The organism is Mesorhizobium sp. M1169 (assembly GCF_040318345.1).
Classification (GTDB): Bacteria; Pseudomonadota; Alphaproteobacteria; order Rhizobiales; family Rhizobiaceae; genus Mesorhizobium.
Map to the genome: position 1 here is coordinate 83831 of NZ_JAMYME010000012.1, position 18641 is coordinate 102471.

Annotated in this window: 18 protein-coding genes; 9 read left to right on the forward strand and 9 right to left on the reverse strand. The window is 62.5% G+C overall.

Annotation, left to right across the window (positions count from 1 at the left end; genetic code table 11):
• Positions 1–95 precede the first annotated feature (95 nt).
• The 7 genes from NKH41_RS14720 (at position 96) to NKH41_RS14750 (ending at position 7166) form a co-directional block, all read left to right on the forward strand.
• Positions 96–1256 (forward strand): D-alanyl-D-alanine carboxypeptidase family protein, encoded by a 1161-nt coding sequence (locus NKH41_RS14720; protein ID WP_352471861.1) that lies wholly within the window; start codon positions 96–98, stop codon positions 1254–1256.
• A 64-nt stretch (positions 1257–1320) separates the two neighbouring features.
• A complete protein-coding gene (gene tmk, locus NKH41_RS14725; RefSeq protein ID WP_352448921.1) occupies positions 1321–1995 on the forward strand; it encodes a dTMP kinase in 675 nt (224 codons plus the stop codon).
• The gene (locus NKH41_RS14730) at positions 1992–3047 is read left to right on the forward strand and encodes a DNA polymerase III subunit delta' (RefSeq protein ID WP_352766618.1); all 1056 of its coding nucleotides are present in this window, start codon (positions 1992–1994) and stop codon (positions 3045–3047) included. Before tmk ends, NKH41_RS14730 begins: the two co-directional genes overlap by 4 nt.
• Positions 3048–3169: 122 nt before the next feature.
• Positions 3170–4756, forward strand: coding sequence for a methionine--tRNA ligase (metG, locus tag NKH41_RS14735; protein WP_352766953.1), 1587 nt, complete (start codon positions 3170–3172; stop codon positions 4754–4756).
• Complete coding sequence (locus NKH41_RS14740; RefSeq protein ID WP_352766620.1) at positions 4756–5550, forward strand: TatD family hydrolase; 795 nt, start codon at positions 4756–4758, stop codon at positions 5548–5550. Before metG ends, NKH41_RS14740 begins: the two co-directional genes overlap by 1 nt.
• Before the next feature lie 3 nt (positions 5551–5553).
• A complete protein-coding gene (locus NKH41_RS14745; protein ID WP_352613605.1) occupies positions 5554–6372 on the forward strand; it encodes an MBL fold metallo-hydrolase in 819 nt (272 codons plus the stop codon).
• A gap of 203 nt (positions 6373–6575) precedes the next feature.
• The gene (locus tag NKH41_RS14750) at positions 6576–7166 is read left to right on the forward strand and encodes a hypothetical protein (protein ID WP_352778284.1); all 591 of its coding nucleotides are present in this window, start codon (positions 6576–6578) and stop codon (positions 7164–7166) included.
• Positions 7167–7269: 103 nt separating this feature from the next.
• On the opposite strand, the gene NKH41_RS14755 is transcribed toward NKH41_RS14750, so the two are convergent.
• From NKH41_RS14755 to NKH41_RS14770, 4 genes are read right to left on the reverse strand one after another with little or no spacing between them, the layout of a single operon-like run.
• Positions 7270–7824 (reverse strand): DUF2076 domain-containing protein, encoded by a 555-nt coding sequence (locus NKH41_RS14755; RefSeq protein WP_352766624.1) that lies wholly within the window; start codon positions 7822–7824, stop codon positions 7270–7272.
• Between the two features lie 32 nt (positions 7825–7856).
• Complete coding sequence (locus NKH41_RS14760; RefSeq protein ID WP_352448927.1) at positions 7857–8564, reverse strand: Bax inhibitor-1/YccA family protein; 708 nt, start codon at positions 8562–8564, stop codon at positions 7857–7859.
• A gap of 24 nt (positions 8565–8588) precedes the next feature.
• Positions 8589–9362 (reverse strand): anti-sigma factor family protein, encoded by a 774-nt coding sequence (locus NKH41_RS14765; RefSeq protein WP_352933005.1) that lies wholly within the window; start codon positions 9360–9362, stop codon positions 8589–8591.
• Entirely contained in the window at positions 9359–9892 is a 534-nt protein-coding gene (locus NKH41_RS14770; RefSeq protein WP_502895600.1) for a sigma-70 family RNA polymerase sigma factor, read from the reverse strand. Before NKH41_RS14770 ends, NKH41_RS14765 begins: the two co-directional genes overlap by 4 nt.
• Before the next feature lie 218 nt (positions 9893–10110).
• Here NKH41_RS14770 and NKH41_RS14775 point away from each other — a divergent pair, with 218 nt between their 5' ends.
• Together NKH41_RS14775 and mazG are read left to right on the forward strand one after the other, a co-directional pair.
• Positions 10111–11295 carry an amino acid aminotransferase gene (locus tag NKH41_RS14775; protein WP_352682713.1) on the forward strand — a complete coding sequence of 395 codons (1185 nt, stop codon included), beginning with the start codon at positions 10111–10113 and terminating at the stop codon, positions 11293–11295.
• A 136-nt stretch (positions 11296–11431) separates the two neighbouring features.
• The gene (gene mazG, locus NKH41_RS14780) at positions 11432–12256 is read left to right on the forward strand and encodes a nucleoside triphosphate pyrophosphohydrolase (protein ID WP_352471848.1); all 825 of its coding nucleotides are present in this window, start codon (positions 11432–11434) and stop codon (positions 12254–12256) included.
• Positions 12257–12262: 6 nt separating this feature from the next.
• Here mazG and hflX read toward each other — a convergent pair whose 3' ends face one another.
• From hflX to NKH41_RS14805, 5 genes are all read right to left on the reverse strand, one after another.
• Positions 12263–13654, reverse strand: a complete 1392-nt coding sequence (gene hflX, locus NKH41_RS14785; RefSeq protein ID WP_352502925.1) for a GTPase HflX — start codon at positions 13652–13654, stop codon at positions 12263–12265.
• Positions 13655–13900, reverse strand: a complete 246-nt coding sequence (gene hfq / locus NKH41_RS14790; protein WP_006202172.1) for an RNA chaperone Hfq — start codon at positions 13898–13900, stop codon at positions 13655–13657.
• 145 nt (positions 13901–14045) lie between these two features.
• The gene (locus NKH41_RS14795; RefSeq protein WP_352766629.1) at positions 14046–14909 is read right to left on the reverse strand and encodes a D-amino-acid transaminase; all 864 of its coding nucleotides are present in this window, start codon (positions 14907–14909) and stop codon (positions 14046–14048) included.
• Positions 14910–14997: 88 nt separating this feature from the next.
• Positions 14998–16359 carry a nitrogen assimilation response regulator NtrX gene (gene ntrX, locus NKH41_RS14800; RefSeq protein ID WP_352471845.1) on the reverse strand — a complete coding sequence of 454 codons (1362 nt, stop codon included), beginning with the start codon at positions 16357–16359 and terminating at the stop codon, positions 14998–15000.
• Positions 16349–18634 carry a sensor histidine kinase NtrY-like gene (locus NKH41_RS14805; protein WP_352502927.1) on the reverse strand — a complete coding sequence of 762 codons (2286 nt, stop codon included), beginning with the start codon at positions 18632–18634 and terminating at the stop codon, positions 16349–16351. The genes ntrX and NKH41_RS14805 overlap by 11 nt, the downstream gene beginning before the upstream one ends.
• Between the last annotated feature and the right edge of the window lie 7 nt (positions 18635–18641).

Genomic DNA, 18641 nt, shown 5'->3' on the forward strand with positions numbered 1-18641 from the left:
GGCTGCCTGGTTTTTTCGCGCGCGATTGATCCGCCAGGCAAAAGCCTGATAGCTTCTGCCAACTTGCAAAAGCGCCGGCTCACTGGTCGAACCTGATGAAATCTTTTCACCCTTTCACCGGGCTTGTGGCGCTCGGCCTGCTGCTGCTCTCGCTTGCGCAGGCCTCAGCTCAGCTTTTCGAGACCAAGGCCGCCCAGGCCTTCATGATCGATGCCGAAACCGGAACCGTGCTGTTTTCCAAGGACGCCGACAGGTTGATCCCGCCGGCCTCGCTGGCCAAGCTGATGACGATGGAAGTGGCTTTCGACGCCATCAAATCAGGGCGCATGACGCTCGATGACACCTTCGTGGTGAGCGAGAACGCCTGGCGCAAAGGCGGCGCTCCTTCGGGGACATCGACCATGTTCGCCAAGCTCAAGTCGACGATCCGGCTGGAAGACCTGATCCAGGGCGTGACCGTGCAGGCGGCCAATGACGGCTGTATCGTCATCGCTGAAGGGATGGCCGGGTCCGAAGCAAACTTCGCGGCGCAGATGACCGGGCGTGCCCGCCAGATCGGCTTGCAGAAATCGACTTTCGTCAATTCCACCGGTCTGCCGGCCGATGGGCAGCAAACGAGCGTTCGCGAACTCGCGCTTCTGGCGCTGCATATCTGGCGCAACTACCCGGATCTCTACCGCTATTACGGCCAGAAGGATTTTACCTGGAACAAGATTTCCCAGAGGAACCGCAATCCGCTACTGGCCATGGACATAGGCGCCGACGGGCTCGCGGTCGGTGCCAGCGAGCAATCCGGGTTCGGCATTGTCGGCTCGGTCAGCCACAACGGCACAAGGGTGATCGCGGCGATGAGCGGTCTGGCAAACGACCGTGAGCGGGCTGAGGAAGCGCGAAAGCTGCTCGACTGGGGCGTTCGCTCCTTCGAGAAGACTGAAGTATTCGCCAAGGACGAAGTGGTTGGCGAAGCCCAGGTCTTTGGCGGTGCCAAGTCCGGTGTCGCGTTAAAGGCAAAAGGACCGGTGCAGATCTTCCTGCCGATCACCAACCGCGACAAGCTCACCGCCAGGATCGTCTATGACGGACCGGTGGCAGCGCCGGTGGAGGAGGGGCAGCCGGTGGGTACGCTGCGCGTCTGGATCGGCGATACGCTGAGCCAGGAGACGCCGCTGTTTGCCGCCGAGTCGATCGGTGTCGGTTCGCTGCCGCAGCGCGCGCTCGACGCCGCCAAGGAACTGGCCGTCGGCTGGCTGCGTTAGCACCGTCGCGGTGGACCTTTTTTCCCGCCGGGACTATACGGTCCCCGAAGTATGGACAAAGGCTTTGGCGCGCGGATTTTTCATCACTTTTGAAGGCGGCGAAGGAGCAGGCAAGTCGACGCAGATCGAGCGGCTGGCAAAGAAGATGCGCGCCAAGAAATACGATGTGCTGGTGACACGTGAGCCGGGTGGCTCGCCGGGCGCGGAGGCGGTCAGGCATGTCCTGCTTTCAGGCGCAGCCGAGCCGTTCGGCCCCAAGATGGAAGCTCTGCTTTTCGCCGCTGCGCGTTCCGACCATGTCGAACAGGTCATCCGGCCGGCAGTCGAGCGCGGTTCGGTCGTACTTTGCGATCGTTTCATGGATTCCTCGCGCGTCTACCAGGGCGTCACCGGCGGCCTCGACCCGGCATTCATGGACGCATTGGAGAAGGTCGCCATCAACGGCATGGTGCCGGACATGACACTGATCTTCGACATCGACCCCGCCGAGGGCCTGAGGCGCGCTACCGCCCGGCGGGGCAGCAGTGACGGACCGGACCGCTTCGAGAAAGAAACATTGGCCATCCACCAACGCCGGCGCGAGGCGTTTCTCGCGATCGCCTCAGCTGAACCCGAACGCTGCGTTGTCGTCGATGCCTCAGCCGACCTAGATGCGGTGGAGGATGTCGTTACCGCCGCGGTCTTCGCGGCTCTCGAGAGGATGATGCCGGCGCAAAGAAGGCAGGCGGCGCCAGCATGATTTTCGAACGCATCGCGCCCGAACAGCACGACACGCTGGACGGGGTGCCCGAGCCATCCGAGACGCCGCGTCTTGTCGGTCACCTGCAGGCGGCCAACATGCTCGCCACCGCTTACCGCTCGGGAAAGCTGCCGCACGCACTGATCTTTGCCGGACCGGTTGGCATCGGCAAGGCGACGCTGGCCTTTCACCTGGCGCATCATCTGTTGAAGCACCCGGCCTTCGAGCAGGCGCCGGAAAGCCTTGCCGTTCCAGATCCGGCTTCGTCGCTGTTTCGACAGATCGCCACCGGCGCGCATCCTTCGGTGCTGCATCTTACACGCCCGGCGAACGACAAGACCAAGAGCTTCAAGACAGTGGTCACGGTCGACGAAATCCGCAAGGTCAGCCGTTTTCTGTCGCTGACCTCGCACGACGGCAGCTACCGGGTGGTTATCGTCGATCCCGCCGACGACATGAACACCAATGCTGCCAATGCCTTGCTGAAGAATCTTGAAGAGCCACCCGCGCGCACCTTATTCATCCTCATCGTCCATGCGCCGGGCAGTCTGCTGCCGACGATCAGGTCGCGCTGCCAGATGGTGCGGTTGGCGCCGCTCGATGCCGAGAGCTTGATGACGGTTCTGGAGGGCATCGAGCCGCCGCCACCGGCGGATCCTGCGGCGCGCGCGGCGCTGGCGGAGCGGTCAGGGGGCAGCGCGCGCAATGCGATCCTGTTGACGCAGTATGGCGGGCTCGAAATCGCCGCCACCCTCGACGCTCTGGTGATGTCCAAGAAGTTAGATGTCGCGGGCGCCTACCGTCTTGCCGAGGCGGTCGCCGGCCGCGACCAGGCGATCCCGTTCGAGATATTCAATCGCCGTGCGCTTGATCTGCTGTCGGCCGGCGCCAGCCAGGCCGCGCTCGCCGGCGATCTCGCGCGAGCCAAAACGCTGTCGGATACTTGGCACGCGGCTTTGAACGCTATATCTGAAACCGAGACCTACAACCTCGACAAAAAGCAGCACGCCCTGACCATGATCGACCGCCTGAATTCTGCAATGCGAATGTGACGGCCGCTGGCGTGGCTTTTGAAGCCCCTGAGTATTGATTCCCAATCAATCGCAGGAACTTCGAAGCCACCACATTGGCGTCGGATGGCAATTGCCGTTTCGATGCGATATCTCACCGCGACATCTTTCATTCAGACATTCATGACGGCTCATCCATGGCACGCGAAAAATACTACGTCACGACGCCGATTTTCTATCCGAACGGCAAGCCGCATATCGGCCATGCCTACAATGTCATCGCCAGCGACACGCTGGCCCGCTTCCAGCGGCTCGATGGCAAGGACGTCTTCTTCGTCTCGGGAACCGACGAGCACGGTTTGAAGATGCAGCAGACGGCGGACGCCGAAGGCCTGACGCCGAAAGCGCTTGCCGATCGCAACTCGGCGATCTTCCGCTCGATGCTCGAAGCGACCGGTTGCTCGAACGACGTTTTCATCCGCACCACCGAAGAGCGTCATTACAAGGCCTGCCAGGCGATCTGGACGCGCATGGCTGAGAATGGCGACATCTACCTCGACCGCTACAGTGGCTGGTATTCGGTGCGGCAGGAAGCCTATTTCGACGAGGCCGAAACCAAGGTCGGTGACGACGGCGTGCGCCGCGAACCGCTCGGCTCGCCTGTCGGATGGACCGAGGAAGAGAGCTATTTCTTCCGCCTTTCCGCCTATCAGGACAGACTGCTCGCGCTCTATGAGAACAGCCCCGAGTTCGTCGGACCGGCGGAGCGGCGCAATGAAATCATTAGCTTTGTCAAATCCGGCCTGAAGGATCTGTCGATCTCGCGCACCACATTCAAATGGGGCGTGCCGGTGCCCGGCGATGAGAAGCATGTGATGTATGTCTGGGTCGATGCCCTAACCAATTACATCACCGCCGCCGGTTATCCGGATCCGACCAATGAGAGATGGTCTTTCTGGCCGGCGAACGTCCACGTCATCGGCAAGGATATCATCCGCTTCCACGCGGTCTACTGGCCGGCATTCCTGATGTCGGCCGGCATCGAATTGCCGAAGCGCGTGTTTGCGCATGGTTTTCTGTTCAACCGTGGCGAGAAGATGTCGAAGTCGGTCGGCAATGTCGTCGACCCGTTCGCGATGATCGAGCACTACGGCCTCGACCAAGTGCGCTATTTCTTCATGCGCGAAGTGCCGTTCGGCCAGGACGGCAGCTACAGCCATGATGCAATCGTCAACCGCACCAATGCCGACCTCGCCAACGATCTCGGCAATCTGGCGCAGCGCTCGCTGTCCATGATCGCCAAGAACTGCGGCGGCGTGGTGCCTAAGCGCGGCGAATTGAGCAATGCCGACAAAGCGATCCTCGATCAGGCAGATACCGCCCTTGTCACGGCGCGCAGGACGATGGCCGACCAGGGCATCCACTTTGCTCTGGCGGCGATCTTTGGCGTGGTGGCCGAAGCCAACCGCTATTTCGCCGGGCAGGAGCCATGGGCACTGAAGAAGACCGATCCGGCGCGCATGGAAACGGTACTGTGGACGACCGCTGAGGTGATCCGGCGTGTCGGGTTGCTGTGCCAGCCCTTCATTCCGCAGTCGGCGGCAAAGCTACTAGACCTTTTGGCGGTGCCGGCCGGCAGCCGTAATTTCGAGCATGTCGCGGAAGGCCATTCGCTGGTATCCGGTACGCCGCTGCCGGCGCCGGAACCGGTATTTCCACGCTATGTCGAGCAAACGGATACAAGCGCCTGATGCTGGTCGACAGTCACTGCCATCTCGACTTTCCGGATTTCGCCGAAGAGCGGGCGGCCATTGTCGCCCGCGCCCTAGCGGCCGGCATCGGCCGAATGGTGACGATCTCGACGAGGGTGAAGCGATTTAACCAAGTGCTTGAGATTGCAGAGACTTTCGATGAGGTCTATTGCTCGGTCGGCACCCATCCGCATAATGCGGCCGAAGAGCTTGATGTCACTGTCGATGGTCTGGTGCGGCTCTCTGCTCATCGCAAAGTGGTGGCGATCGGCGAGGCCGGACTCGACTATTTCTACGATCATGCGCCGCGCGACGCACAGGCGCAGGGCTTTCGCACCCACATCGCCGCGGCGCGCGTGACCGGTCTGCCGCTGGTCATCCATTCGCGCGACGCCGACGACGACATGGCTGATATCCTCGAAGAAGAAACGGGGAAGGGCGCCTTCCCCTTCATCCTGCACTGTTTTTCGTCGGGACGCCGGCTGGCCGAGATCGGCGTGGCGCTCGGCGGGTACGTCTCGTTTTCCGGAATCCTGACCTTCAAGAACTCCGCCGAGCTGCGCGCCGTCGCCGCCGATGTGCCGCGCGACCGTCTGCTGGTCGAAACCGACGCGCCATACCTGGCGCCGATCCCGTTTCGCGGCAAGCGCAATGAGCCCGCCTATGTCGCGCATACAGCCAAGGTGCTGGCCGAGACGATCGGCGTCAGCGATGCCGAGATCGCTGACATCACCACGGATAACTTCTTCCGGCTGTTCAGGAAAATGCCGCGCCCGAGCGCGCCGGGCGCCTGACGCATGAGCGACCGGTTACGTCTTACCGTCCTCGGCTGCGGCTCATCGCCGGGCACGCCACGCATCACCGGCGACTGGGGCAATTGCGATCCCGCGAACCCCCGGAACCGGCGCACGCGCACCGCAGCGCTTGTCGAGCGGATCGCGGCGAGTGGCGCCCGGACCACGGTCGTCATCGACACCGGCCCGGATTTCCGCGAGCAGATGCTGCTGGCATCCGTCAAGCGCATCGATGCGGTGGTCTATACACATCCGCATGCCGACCATATCCACGGCATCGACGATTTGCGCGGCTTCGTGCTCGAGCAGCGCCACCGGATCGACATCCATGCCGATCAGGCCACCATGCTGCGCCTACGCGAGGCGTTCCGCTACTGTTTCGAAACACCGAAAGGCAGTTCGTATCCGCCGATCGTCAATGCCCATATCATCGACCACCACAGGCCGGTGGTGATCGAAGGCGAGGGCGGCGCCCTCACCCTCGAACCGCTGCTGCAGCTCCATGGCGACATCACCTCGCTGGGTTTCCGCATCGGCGGGCTGGCTTATTGCCCTGACGTCAGCGACTTTCCGGAGGCGACCGCCAAGCGTTTGCGCGGGCTGGACATGCTGGTCATCGACGCGCTGCAATACACCGTCCATCCGAGCCATCTGTCGCTTGGCCAGGCGCTTGGCTGGATCGAAGGACTGGCGCCGAAGAACGCGGTGCTGACGCATATGCATGTTCCGCTCGACTACGCCACGGTAATGGCCGAGACGCCGGCCAACGTCGAGCCTGCTTATGACGGCATGACGATCGAAATCCCTTACGAATCAGCGTGAAGGGCGAGGTTTTCACGGCTAGGTTCCCGGGTTTGGATCTCGCGGAGTGCTATCTTCACGCCACATCCAATCGGCTACGCCAGTTCCATAATCTATCTTATGCGACTACGCCTATAGCATCCGATGGCGGCGAGATCAGGCCGGTCACTCGTAGACGTTCGCAACAGCGCTGTGGGGCAACGGGCATGCTAGGATTGCGAATCATGAAGACGCTTCCGCTGCTTGCAGGTCTTGCCCTCACCCTCGCCTGCGCGCTCACCGATGCGCGAGCTCAGGATGTCAGTCGTACGCCAGGCGAGAACGACCTGGCTTTCGCCAAACGTGTTGTTGGGTTCGCCGATAATGCTGATCCGCACACCACAGCCGTGAGCTGGAACGGCCTCCAGACACTCTTCGTCGATTACCAGACCGCCGAGGACTATCCGGAACGCCCGCTCGTTGCGCTGCAACGGCTAGCTGACAACAGATATCGCGCAATCCAGGTCACGCTCGGTGAACAAGAGGGCGACACACCGGACATCGCGCTCGGCCTCGCCAACGCCGACCACGACCCGGCAAAGGAACTGATCGTGATACTTTCCTGGGCTCAGATGCACTACGATGTCGAAGGGACGCTCTACGAAGTTCGCATCTTCGATGGCCCCAAGCCAGGCCAGAAGGCGCTGACTCAATTGAAAGCGAGCCGGAAGTTCGACGCCACATGCGACTGCCATTGGCGCGACGGCACAACGAAGCACTTCCGCTTCAAGACGATCGCAGCGGTCAAGGCTGAACTGAAGCGCCTGGGTTATTAGCCGCCGGCGAGGACTCGCTTCCCGGATGTTGCCCTCGCCATCTCGCCTATGCTTACCCGCAATCGTCCCCAGCGCCGGTACAGGCACAGTCTGGGTCGTCTCGTCAGAACTCCATATCACCGAAGTCACCGCCATTGTCGGAGCTGGCATCGCCTGCCTGATCGGCTTCGTCCGGCTGCGGCGTCGGCTGTTCAGCTGCCTTCGCTTCGCTGCCGCCAAACACGCCGGCGATCGCGTTGCCGAGCAGCACGCCGCCCGCCACGCCCATCGCGGTCTGCGCGGCGCCGGCAAGAAAACCGCCGCCTGCCCGCTGTGGCGTGTCCTGCGGCCCTTCAGTTGCAACGGAGGCGGTGCGCCCTACCCGCGGCACCGAGCCTGAGCGCCTGCCGCCGCTGCGGCCGAAGAAGCCGCTGAGCGGTCCACCGCCGGCCGGCTGCCGCGCCTGCTCCTCCAGTTCTTCTATGCGCGCCTGAGCTGCGTTCAGGGCCTGCTCCTGCACCACGATCGTCTGGGCCATGTAATATGGCGCCCCAGGCTGCTGGGTGATCTGGTCCTGGATGAAGCGCTCTGCTTCGGCATCGCGCCGGGGCGCCTGGCGCTCGGCGCTTGCCAACTTCTCGAAGAGCTGTCCGATCGCTTGCTGATCGTTTCTGTCCATGATGTCCAACTCCGGTCTTGGTTCAACGCCGGCTATTCGCGCTCGCCGGTGAAGTTCAACAGCAGTTGGAAGATGTTGATGAAGTTCAGATAGAGCGAGAATGCACCGAAGACAGCGAGTTTCTGCTGTGATTCCGCGCCGAAGTTTTCCGCATACTGCTCTTTGATCGTCTGGGTATCCCAGGCGGTGAGGCCGATGAAGACGGCGATGCCGATCACAGAGATCGCGAATTGGAGCGCGGTCGAGCCCAGGAAGATATTGACGATGCTGGCGATCACCACGCCTATCAGGCCCATGATCAGGAACGACGAAAACTGCGTCAGGTCGCGTTTGGTCGTGTACCCGTAAAGGCTGGTCGCGCCGAACATGGTGGCGGCGATGAAGAAGGTGCGTGCGATGCTGGTGCCGGTAAAGACCAGGAACACGGAAGCCAGCGACAGGCCCATGACCGCGCAGAATGCCCAGAACATCGCCTGGGCGCCGGCTGCCGACATCGCCTGCATCCGAAACGAGAACAAGAGCACAAAGGCCAGCGGGGCCAGCATCACCACCCATTTCAGCGGTGTGGAGAAGATCGGCACGTAAAGAGCGGGCGTGGAAGCCACCACGAACGCGATCACGCCCGTAACGACGAGGCCAAGGCCCATATAGTTATAGACGCGCAGCATGTGCCGGCGCAGGCCTTCATCGTAGACGGCTCCGGCTCGGGCTCCGGCCCCGATATATCCGAGATTGTTCATGTGGTTCTCCTTCTTGCAGGTCGATCAGTAAAGCGTTTTGGCGAGGGCTTCGGCCGTGCGATCGAGACCGCCGACATCGCTGCGTCCGACGACCGCGTAGGCGACCTCGCCGATCTGGAAATAAGCCGAGCAAACTTCGCCCGAGGGAACGACGGTCGGCTTGACGACGTCGAATGTTCCGGGCCTGATCGCGAACAACGAGACCAGCCCCATCTCTTTCGTCTCGACAGCCATCTCGACGCTCGGTCCGAATTGCGATGGATAGATCTGCACGTCACGGACCGTCCAGTCCGGTGGCAGCGATGGCATCACGATCGCCGTCGCGGCGCGGATTTCGTCGGCATTGTAGCCGGGTGCTTCGGGTTGCGACGACATCGCCTCGCGCACGAGCGTCGTGCGGTGCGCCCGGACCGCGTCCTCCACATAGGCCGGCGGATGGGTCGAAGCGACGACTTCCGTCACCGATATCGGTCCGATGAGCCCGTTCGCAAGCCAGCCGGCAGCGACGAAGACAGCGACTGCCGCAGCTCGCTGCAAAGCACCAAGGACGCGGCCGCGCGCCAATCCCCGCTCCAGCCGCCGTGCAGCATCGGCCGTCGCGGGCCGCGCCATGCCTTTCGATCCGGCAAGCGCCACGCGCAATTCGTCACGCATCCGTAAGTCGGACATCACCCGCGCGGCCGCGTCCGGGCGGGCCGAAAGGAACGCCTCGACCTCGATGCGACGAGCCACGTCCAGCTGATCGTCGACATAGGCGTCGAGATCGGCGTCGGTCACGGGATCGCGCAGTTGGTTCATGATCCACCTCCGACGATCTTCAGATGGCCTTTCGCGCGTGCCGGCACCGCGTCCTCCATCTCGCGCAGGGCCGCACGCGCCCTGCCGATGCGCGACATCAGCGTGCCAAGCGGCACGCCACTCACCTCAGCGGCCTGGCTGTAGCTAAGCCCCTCGATGGCGACGAGATGCAACGCCGAACGCTGCTCCTCCGGCAATTCGAAAAACGCTTCGCGCACCTGCGCCAGACGGACCGAATGTTCCTGCGGCGCCGGGACATTCGCCTCGGCGAGATAGCCGGCCTGTTCGATGCGCATTGCTTCGGATTTGCGGGACCGCCGACCGTCGATGAATGCATTATGGACGATCGACAGCAGCCATACGCGAAGATTTCCGCCGGAGCGGAAGCTGCCGCGTCGCTCATAGGCACGCACCAGCGCATCATGCACCAGATCCTCTGCATCGGCGCTGTCGCGCGTCAGCGAGCGTGCATAGCGGCGCAGCGAACCGAGCTGTCCCAGAATATCGAAGCGTGGCATCGGCCGTTTCATGTCCTGTTTACGGAGCAGGTCGGGATGTTAATCCCGCTCTCCCCGAAATTTTCTTACGGCTCGCCGCGTTCTCGTCCTGGGAGATATCGGGCCCGCTCTCGCCCGCCAGATAGTATCGGCCGCCTTCGAGGCAAACCGGCGCCGAGTTGGCGCATATGAAACTGCTGGCAAAGCACGGCCGGTTTGCGTATCACTCCGCCGCCAACGGAACCTTATCGATGTTCGAAAATCTCCAGCCCGCGCCTGCCGACAAGATCCTGGCCTTGATCGGCCTCTATCGCGCCGACCCGCGTCCCGACAAGGTCGATCTTGGGGTCGGCGTCTATAAGGATCGCGACGGCAAGACGCCGGTGATGCGCGCGGTGCGCGAAGCCGAAAAGCGGCTGCTGCAGGGCCAGGATACCAAGACCTATCTCGGCCTTGCCGGCGATACCGCCTTCAACGCGGCGATGGCCAGGTTGGTGTTCGGCCCAGCCGCCGACATGACGCGCATTCGTGCGGCGCAGGCGCCAGGCGGCTCCGGCGCGCTGCGGCTGGTAGCAGAGCTGCTGAAAAGGACCCGCACCGACGCGATGGTCTGGCTGTCGGATCCGACATGGCCGAACCACATGCCGGTGATGCGCGCCGCTGGCCTGCAGATACGCGAATATCCCTATTTCGACGCTGCTTCTGGTGCGGTTCGCTTCGACGACATGCTGAATGCATTGAGAACCGCGAATCCTGGCGACGTCGTATTGTTGCATGGCTGCTGCCATAACCCGACAGGCGCCAATCTAGACATCTCGCAATGGGCTGCCATTGCCGATCTTGTCGTTGAGCGCGGCCTGCTGCCCTTTGTCGACATCGCCTATCAGGGCTTTGGCGAGGGACTTGATGCGGATGCCGCCGGCTTGCGCCTTCTGGCGGCAAAAGTTCCGGAAATGGTCGTTGCCTCCAGCTGCTCGAAGAACTTTGCCGTCTATCGCGACCGAGTCGGTGCAGCGCTGATCATGGCGAAAGGTGGCGCGCAGGCGGATTTGGCGATGGGCCAGATGCTGTCGGCGGCGCGCGCCATGTATTCGATGCCGCCGGACCACGGCGCGGCGGCGGTGCGCATCGTGCTTGAAGACCCCGCATTGCGTTCCGACTGGGAGGCAGAGCTTGAAGAGATGCGGCTGCGCATGCTGCGGCTGCGCGTCCAGTTCGCCGAGGCGCTGCGGCGGCAGTCCAACTCCGACCGTTTCGATTTCGTCGCCAGCCATCGCGGCATGTTTTCCCGGCTTGGCCTGTCGGAGGCGCAAGTCGAGCGGCTGCGCGCCGAGCATGCCATCTATATGGTCGGCGACAGCCGCATCAACGTTGCCGGCCTGCCCGAGGACGGCATGGATGCGCTCGCCAAGGCGATAGTCTCCGTGCTCGACTGATGCTTTTGCTAACTAGGATCTTCCGGAAACCGGCTTCCACTTTCGTATCATGGTCTGGCGGCCCGTCTGTGGACAAGGCGCCCTCACCGGCTGAAGCCGTTGGCCGCACAGCCGTGTACAGGATAGCGTTTCCCAGATGAAACCCTCGAAAGACATTTCCCGACTGATCGAGATCATGGCAGCGCTGCGGGCGCCGGAAACCGGCTGCCCGTGGGATATCGAGCAGGACTTTTCGACAATCGCGCCGTACACGATCGAGGAAGCCTACGAAGTGGCGGACGCCATTGCGCGTGGCGATCTGGACGATCTGCGGGATGAACTCGGCGATCTCCTGCTGCAAGTGGTCTACCACGCGCAAATGGCCGAGGAGGCCGGCGAATTTTCATTCGGCGATGTGGTCCTGGCCATCACCACAAAAATGATCCGCCGCCACCCCCATGTCTTCGGCGACGACAAGGCGCGCAGCGCCGGCATGGCCAAGGGCATGTGGGAAAAGATCAAGGCAGAGGAAAAGGCGGAGAAGCGCAGTGCGCGCCTCGCCCGTGGGCTCGACCCGGAAGACCATGGCAAGGGCTTTCTCGACAGCGTGCCGGTCGCCCTGCCCGCGCTGACCCGGGCGCTCAAGCTGCAGGAAAAGGCCGCCCGCGTCGGCTTCGACTGGAGCGAGGCGGCGCCGATCCTCGACAAGATCGAGGAGGAGATCGGCGAACTACGCGAGGCGCTGGCCAAAGGCGACACTGCGCCGATCAAGGACGAGTTCGGCGACATGCTGTTTGCGGTCGTCAATCTCGGCCGGCACCTCAAAATTGATTCCGAAGCGGCACTCAGCGGCACCAACGAAAAATTCCGGTCGCGCTTCCACTATGTCGAGCGGACGCTGCAAGCGTCGGGAAACAGCCTGGAAGAGGCGACACTGGACGAGATGGAAGCGCTCTGGCAGCAGGCAAAAAGCGCGAAGTAACCGCCTCTACCCGTTGTTTTGACGGCGCAATCGGCTTTCGATCTCCTGCCGAGCGCTGTGTGTAGCTTTAAGCGCGACGGTTACGCTGCCATCCTCATTGTCGTCGCGCGAGATGATGTCGCCGTTGCGGTAAAGCCAGTCGACGACGCCGAGTTGGTCGGGCTTGAGTGTGACGGTGAAGGTCTCCAGTTCGCCCGACATCATCGTCTCGATGATCGCCTTCAGCGCATCGATGCCCTCGCCGGTTACCGCCGATATGGCGATCGGCGGTGCCTTCTTGCCGTCAGCACCATCGGCAAGCAGCCGCGCCCGGTTGCCCTCGTCGAGCCGGTCGATCTTGTTCCATACTTCGATGACGCGCTTGCTATCGCGGGCATCGACGCCGAGATCGGCAAGGATGCGCTCGACATCTTCGGCCTGCGCGGCCGTATCGGGATCGGAGATGTCGCGCAGATGAATGACGAGGTCTGCCTCGACCACTTCCTCCAGCGTCGCCCTGAAGGCCGCGACCAGATGCGTTGGCAGGTCGGAAATGAAGCCGACCGTATCGGAAAGGATGATCGGCGTGCCGTGCGGCAGACGCACGCGGCGCAGCGTCGGGTCGAGCGTGGCAAACAGCATGTCTTCGGCCAGCACCCCTGCTCCGGTCAGCCGGTTGAACAGAGTCGACTTGCCGGCATTGGTGTAGCCGACGATCGCCACTACCGGAAATGGCACCTTCTTGCGCTTGGCGCGGTGCAGGTCGCGGGTGCGGCGCACAGTTTCGAGCTCGTGCTTCAGCTTGGTGATCTTGTCCTGCAGCACACGCCGATCCGACTCGATCTGGGTCTCGCCAGGGCCGCCGAGAAAGCCGGCGCCGCCACGCTGGCGCTCGAGGTGGGTCCAGCTCCGCACAAGGCGGCCTTTCTGGTAGTTGAGATGGGCAAGATCGACCTGCAGCGTGCCTTCCTTGGTGCGGGCGCGCTCGCCGAAAATCTCCAGGATCAGCCCGGTGCGGTCGAGCACCTTGGCGTTCAACTCTTTTTCGAGGTTGCGCTGCTGTACCGGGGTCAGCGGATGATCGACAATGACCACTTCCGCGTGGCCCTCTTTGACGATCTCAGCGAACTCCGCCACCTTGCCGCTGCCGAGCAAGGTCGCCGGGCGTGGATCGTTGACGGTCACCACCGCCGTGTGGACCAGGTCGAGGTCGATGGCGCTGGCGAGGCCGACGGCCTCGTCGCGACGAGCCTCGGCGGAACGGGTCAGGCGGGGGCGGTTGGTGTCGTCGTCGCCACGCGGCTGCCGGGTAAGCACCGGCACGATTACCACCGCCCGGGTCGGGCCGTTGGCCTCTGTCCCGGTCTGATGTGCTGGTTTTCCGCGAACGCGGCGGTCCGCGTCTTTCTCACGTGCCAATCAGGCGCCCTGGCTTTCCTCACCATCGAACATCTGAACCGGCTGGCTCGGCATGATCGTGGAAATAGCGTGCTTGTAGACAAGCTGGGAATGGCCGTCGCGACGCAGCAGAACGCAGAAATTGTCGAACGAAGTGACCACGCCGGTCAGCTTCACGCCGTTGATGAGAAAGATGGTGAGTGGATTTTTGCTCTTGCGAACTGAATTCAGGAACAGGTCCTGAAGATTTTGCGATCGTTCCGCCATTGTTCTTGTCTTTCGCCGATCCCCTTCGGTTTGCAGGCCAATGCGCCAAATTAGCCGGCACATGTCAAGCACGCAAACACCATCTTGCCGTCAGTAACGACAAGCAGAACGAGATATATTGATGTTCATTCCATCTGTGCGGTTATCAGGCTGGACTTTTTTCCGCAACGTCAAAAAAGGCCTGCCGTAATGAAACTGTTATCGAGCCCGGGTGGCCGTTGGCGACGGGAGCGCCATCGATCGCCACCACCGGCATGGCAATCGTGGTCGCGGAGCTGATGAAAACCTCGCGCGCGGCCTTGGCTTCGGCCACCGAAAAACCGCGCTCCTCGATCGTCAGGCCGAGCTTGGCGGCCACGTCGAACAGCGTCGTACGGGTGATGCCGCGCAGGATGCCGTGCTCGGCCGGCCGCGTCACCAGCACGCCGTCCCCGGTGATGATCCAGGCGTTCGACGATCCACCTTCCTTGACGGTGCCGTCGACATCGACGAACCAGGCCTCCTGAGCGCCGGCTTCCTTGGCTTTCTGCTTGGCCAGCACGTTCGGCAACAGGCCGACCGACTTGATATCGACCCGATCCCACCGGTTCTCCGGCACTGTGATAACCCGGATCCCGCTCTCGGCCCGCTTCGCGGCAGCTGCAGGATCGGCTTTTCTGGCGGTCACCACCAGCGACGGCTTCGTCTCCGCCGGCGGGAAGAAAAACTCGCGGCTGGCGACGCCGCGTGTCACCTGGACATAGACCAGGCCGTCGACGACATGGTTGCGGCGCACCACCTCGCGCATGACGAGCGGCAGCACGCCGCGCGTGATCGGCCAATCGATCGAGAGTTCGGCAAGTGAGCGGTTCAATCGGGCGAGATGGCGGGGCATGTCGACGATGAAGCCTCGTGCCACCTCGCAGACCTCGTAGACGCCGTCGGCGAATTGATAGCCACGGTCCTCGATATGCACGGAAGCTTCGGCGTGAGCGACGTAGCGCCCGTTCACATACGCAATGCGCGGCATGGCTAACCCCTGAAAGAAGTCCAGCTTTCTTATGCGATTCCAAGACCGCCGTAACCGATAATTGCGTGGGCCACGACTGGTTTGGCTGTCAGACGCCCAGCGACTTCAGCTTGCGGTGCAATGCAGAGCGTTCCATGCCGATAAACTCTGCCGTCTTCGAGATATTGCCGCCAAAACGGTTGATCTGGGCGATCAGATAGTCCTTCTCGAATTGTTCGCGCGCTTCCCGCAGCGGCAGCGCCATTATGTGCTGATCGGATTTGTTTGGAGTGCGCGGCATGACGTCGCCGATCTCGGCAGGCAGGAGATCGGCGGTGATCGGCGCATCGACATCGTCGCCGCGCGCCAGGATCATCAGCCGCTCGACATTGTTGCGCAACTGGCGAACGTTGCCCGGCCAGTTATGCGCCTGCAGCACCGCCAGCGCGTCGTCGCCGATGCGGCGCGGCTTGATGCCGGCCTGGCGAGCGATCTGCTTCATGAAATTGTCGACCAGATAAGGAATGTCCTCGCGACGCTCGGCCAGTCCCGGCACCATGACCGGAACCACGGCCAGGCGATGATAAAGGTCCTCACGGAAACGGCCGTCGGCGATCATGGCTTCCAGGTTCTGCGAGGTCGACGAGACGATGCGCACGTCGACCTTGACCCGCTTGGTGCCCCCTACCCGCTCGAACTGCTGTTCGACCAGCACGCGCAGGATCTTGTTTTGCGTCTCACGCGGCATGTCGGCCACTTCATCGATGTAGAGAATGCCGCGATGGGCTTCCTCCAGCGCGCCGACCTTGCGTTCGACGCCGTTCGATTCGGTGCCGAACAACTCGATCTCCATACGCTCAGGCGTGATGTTGGCGGCGCTCAGCGTCACAAACGGTGCACTCTTGCGCGCCGACAGTGCGTGGATGGCGCGCGCCGCCAGTTCCTTGCCCGAGCCGGAGGGGCCGATAATCATGACGCGGCTGTTGGTCGGCGCGACGCGCTCGATGGTCTGGCGCAATTGGCTCATTGCCGACGACATGCCGATGAGGTCGAAAGTCTCGCCGCTGCGCAGCTTGAGATCCGAAACCTCGCGTCTCAATTTGGAGGTTTCGAGCGCCCGTTCGGCAATGAGGATCAGCCTGTCGGCCTTGAATGGCTTTTCGATGAAATCATAGGCGCCGCGGCGGATGGCCGAGACTGCCGTTTCGATGTTGCCGTGGCCCGAGATCATTACCACCGGCAGGTTCGGGTGCATCGTCTTGATCTCGTCCAGCAAGGCCAGGCCATCGAGCCGCGAGCCCTGCAGCCAGATGTCGAGGAAGATCAGCCTGGGTGCCCGGTCGGCGACCGCCGCCAGCGCGCTGTCGGCATCAAACGCCGTGCGTGTTTCGTGACCTTCGTCGCTCAGGATACCGGCGACGAGTTCGCGGATGTCTTCCTCGTCATCGACGATGAGAATATCAGACGCCATTACCGACCTTTTCAGTTTCTTTTTCGTGTTCCGTCTTGCCCTCGCCGCGTACCGGAACGGTGGCGGCAACCGGCAGGATGATGCTGATCATTGCACCCCGCCCATCGTGGAAGTCCGCTGGTGCATCGTGCAATTCGAGTCGCCCGCCATGGTCCTCCACGATCTTCTTGACGATAGCGAGGCCAAGCCCGGTGCCTTTCTCGCGTGTCGTCATGTAAGGCTCGAGCAAGCGCTGCCGGTTTTCGCGCGGCAAGCCCCTGCCGTTGTCGATGACGTCGATTCGAATCGCGCCATTCTGACGCCCGGCTTGAATCCGGATTATGCCGTGCGGACGATCCTCTGCATCAAGTCCGTCGATGGCCTCGGCAGCATTCTTGATGACGTTGCCGAAAGCCTGCGCCATCAGCCGGCTGTCGAACGTGCCTTTGAGCGGCTCATTGCCGAAGACGCGCTCGAAGGTGATGTCGGCCCGGCTCACTTCGACCAGGAACGAGGCCTCGCGCAACGAATCGCGCAGATCGATGGCCTTCATTTCCGGTTTCGGCATGCGGGCGAACGCCGAGAACTCGTCGACCATGCGGCCGATGTCCTCCACTTGCCGGATGATGGTGTCGGTGCATTGATCGAAAACCTCACGGTCCTCGGTGATGACCTTGCCGTAACGGCGCTTGATGCGCTCGGCCGAAAGCTGGATCGGCGTCAGCGGGTTCTTGATCTCGTGGGCGATGCGCCGCGCCACGTCGGCCCATGCGGAGGAACGCTGTGCCTGGACCAAATCGGTAATGTCGTCGACTGTCACGACGTAGGATTTATCCTCCGAACCGTCGTCGCCGGCTTCAATCGTGATCTGCACGTTGAAGGTCCGTTCGGTGCCGGCACGATAGAAGGTGACTTGTTCGCGATAGACCGGCTTGCCCGATTTGCGGCCGATCTCGAAGACGCGGCCGACATGCGGCAGCACGGCGGAAAGGTTCTGCCCAAGCGCTGCCGTGGCGGATATGGCCAGCATCGTTTCGGCCGAACGGTTGACGATGGTGACGATGCCATATGGATCGACGCCGATGACCCCGGCGGTGACGCCGGCAAGCACCGCCTCCGAAAAGCGCCGCCGCTCGTCGATCAAATCCTTGGCCGACAGGATCTCGTTGCGCTGCGATTTCAGTTCCATCAGCATCTTGTTGAAGGTGTCGCCGAGCGAGGCGACGTCACCGTCGGAGGGGCGGACAGGCACGGCTACGTCGAGATTGCCGGTGGCGACCTCGTCGGCCGCGCCGATGAGCTGACGAATCGGCCGCACCAGGCGGTCGGCCACCGCAATGCCGGTCCAGATGGCGGACAGGATGATGATCAGCGTCAGCGACAGATAGGGAAGCGCGAAAGCCACTTGCGAGGTGCGGCGATTGTCTTCGAGACCGCGATATTCGGCGGTGTTGGATTTGACGATCTGCCGTGCCTTGATCACCTCGGGATCGACGAGGCGGATGGTGTAGAGATAGAGCCCGTCGATCTCGCGCAGCTTGACGATCGCACCCATGATGTTGCGGGTGCGCGGCTCTATCAGCACCGGCTTGCCGTCGGCAGCGCTTGCCACGGCGCCCTCAGGCGGCTCCGGCATGGCAAAGTCCGCGTCGGTCTTGGCGCTCATAACGAAGGAACCATCGGGCTTGATGAGTGCTGCGTGCGCCAGCGAGCGTCCCACCGCCTCCTTGTTCATGAGATCGAGGAACCCGGTGCGATCGAGACCGTAGAGCGTGCGCGAAGCGTCGAGGTCGTAAGCCATCGACAACGTCGTGCCCTGAAGATTTCGGGCGTTTTCCTGCACATAGGCGTCGGCGATCGACAATGACGAATTGACGATCGTCTTGGTGCGGATCTCGAACCAGCGGTCGAGGCCGATGTCGAGCGTGATCGACGCGATGATCGCCACCATGATCGCGGGGATGGCGGCGACTAGCGCAAACATCGCCACTATGCGCACATGCAGGCGCGACGCAGCCTTGCCGTGCCGTCGTGCCATCAGGATGCGATGCACCTCGCGGCCGACCAGCAAGATCAGAAACAGGACGAACGCCGCATTAAGCGCAATCAGCGCCAGCGTCGTCCTCGCGTCGGGCGTGATCGGCGTCGCGCCGACCAGAATGGCGAATGAGATCGCCGCCGTCACCAGCGCACCGGCAACGGCGATCACGCCCGGCAGCGCAAGCAGCCGGCGACCGTCTCGCGCGCCGGTATTGCTGAAAAGCGATTTGCTCAGTGTCGGTGCGTGCAGGGCCATGTCGCCG

Coding starts and splice junctions, on each gene's coding strand:
- NKH41_RS14750 (WP_352778284.1), top strand. CDS start 6,576: ATGAAGACGCTTCCGCTGCTTGCAGGTCTTGCCCTCACCCTCGCCTGC.
- NKH41_RS14740 (WP_352766620.1), top strand. CDS start 4,756: ATGCTGGTCGACAGTCACTGCCATCTCGACTTTCCGGATTTCGCCGAA.
- ntrX (WP_352471845.1), bottom strand. CDS start 16,359: ATGGCGTCTGATATTCTCATCGTCGATGACGAGGAAGACATCCGCGAA.
- mazG (WP_352471848.1), top strand. CDS start 11,432: ATGAAACCCTCGAAAGACATTTCCCGACTGATCGAGATCATGGCAGCG.
- NKH41_RS14765 (WP_352933005.1), bottom strand. CDS start 9,362: ATGAACCAACTGCGCGATCCCGTGACCGACGCCGATCTCGACGCCTAT.
- NKH41_RS14770 (WP_502895600.1), bottom strand. CDS start 9,892: ATGAAACGGCCGATGCCACGCTTCGATATTCTGGGACAGCTCGGTTCG.
- NKH41_RS14745 (WP_352613605.1), top strand. CDS start 5,554: ATGAGCGACCGGTTACGTCTTACCGTCCTCGGCTGCGGCTCATCGCCG.
- NKH41_RS14760 (WP_352448927.1), bottom strand. CDS start 8,564: ATGAACAATCTCGGATATATCGGGGCCGGAGCCCGAGCCGGAGCCGTC.
- NKH41_RS14805 (WP_352502927.1), bottom strand. CDS start 18,634: ATGGCCCTGCACGCACCGACACTGAGCAAATCGCTTTTCAGCAATACC.
- hfq (WP_006202172.1), bottom strand. CDS start 13,900: ATGGCGGAACGATCGCAAAATCTTCAGGACCTGTTCCTGAATTCAGTT.
- NKH41_RS14775 (WP_352682713.1), top strand. CDS start 10,111: ATGTTCGAAAATCTCCAGCCCGCGCCTGCCGACAAGATCCTGGCCTTG.
- NKH41_RS14755 (WP_352766624.1), bottom strand. CDS start 7,824: ATGGACAGAAACGATCAGCAAGCGATCGGACAGCTCTTCGAGAAGTTG.
- NKH41_RS14720 (WP_352471861.1), top strand. CDS start 96: ATGAAATCTTTTCACCCTTTCACCGGGCTTGTGGCGCTCGGCCTGCTG.
- NKH41_RS14795 (WP_352766629.1), bottom strand. CDS start 14,909: ATGCCGCGCATTGCGTATGTGAACGGGCGCTACGTCGCTCACGCCGAA.
- NKH41_RS14730 (WP_352766618.1), top strand. CDS start 1,992: ATGATTTTCGAACGCATCGCGCCCGAACAGCACGACACGCTGGACGGG.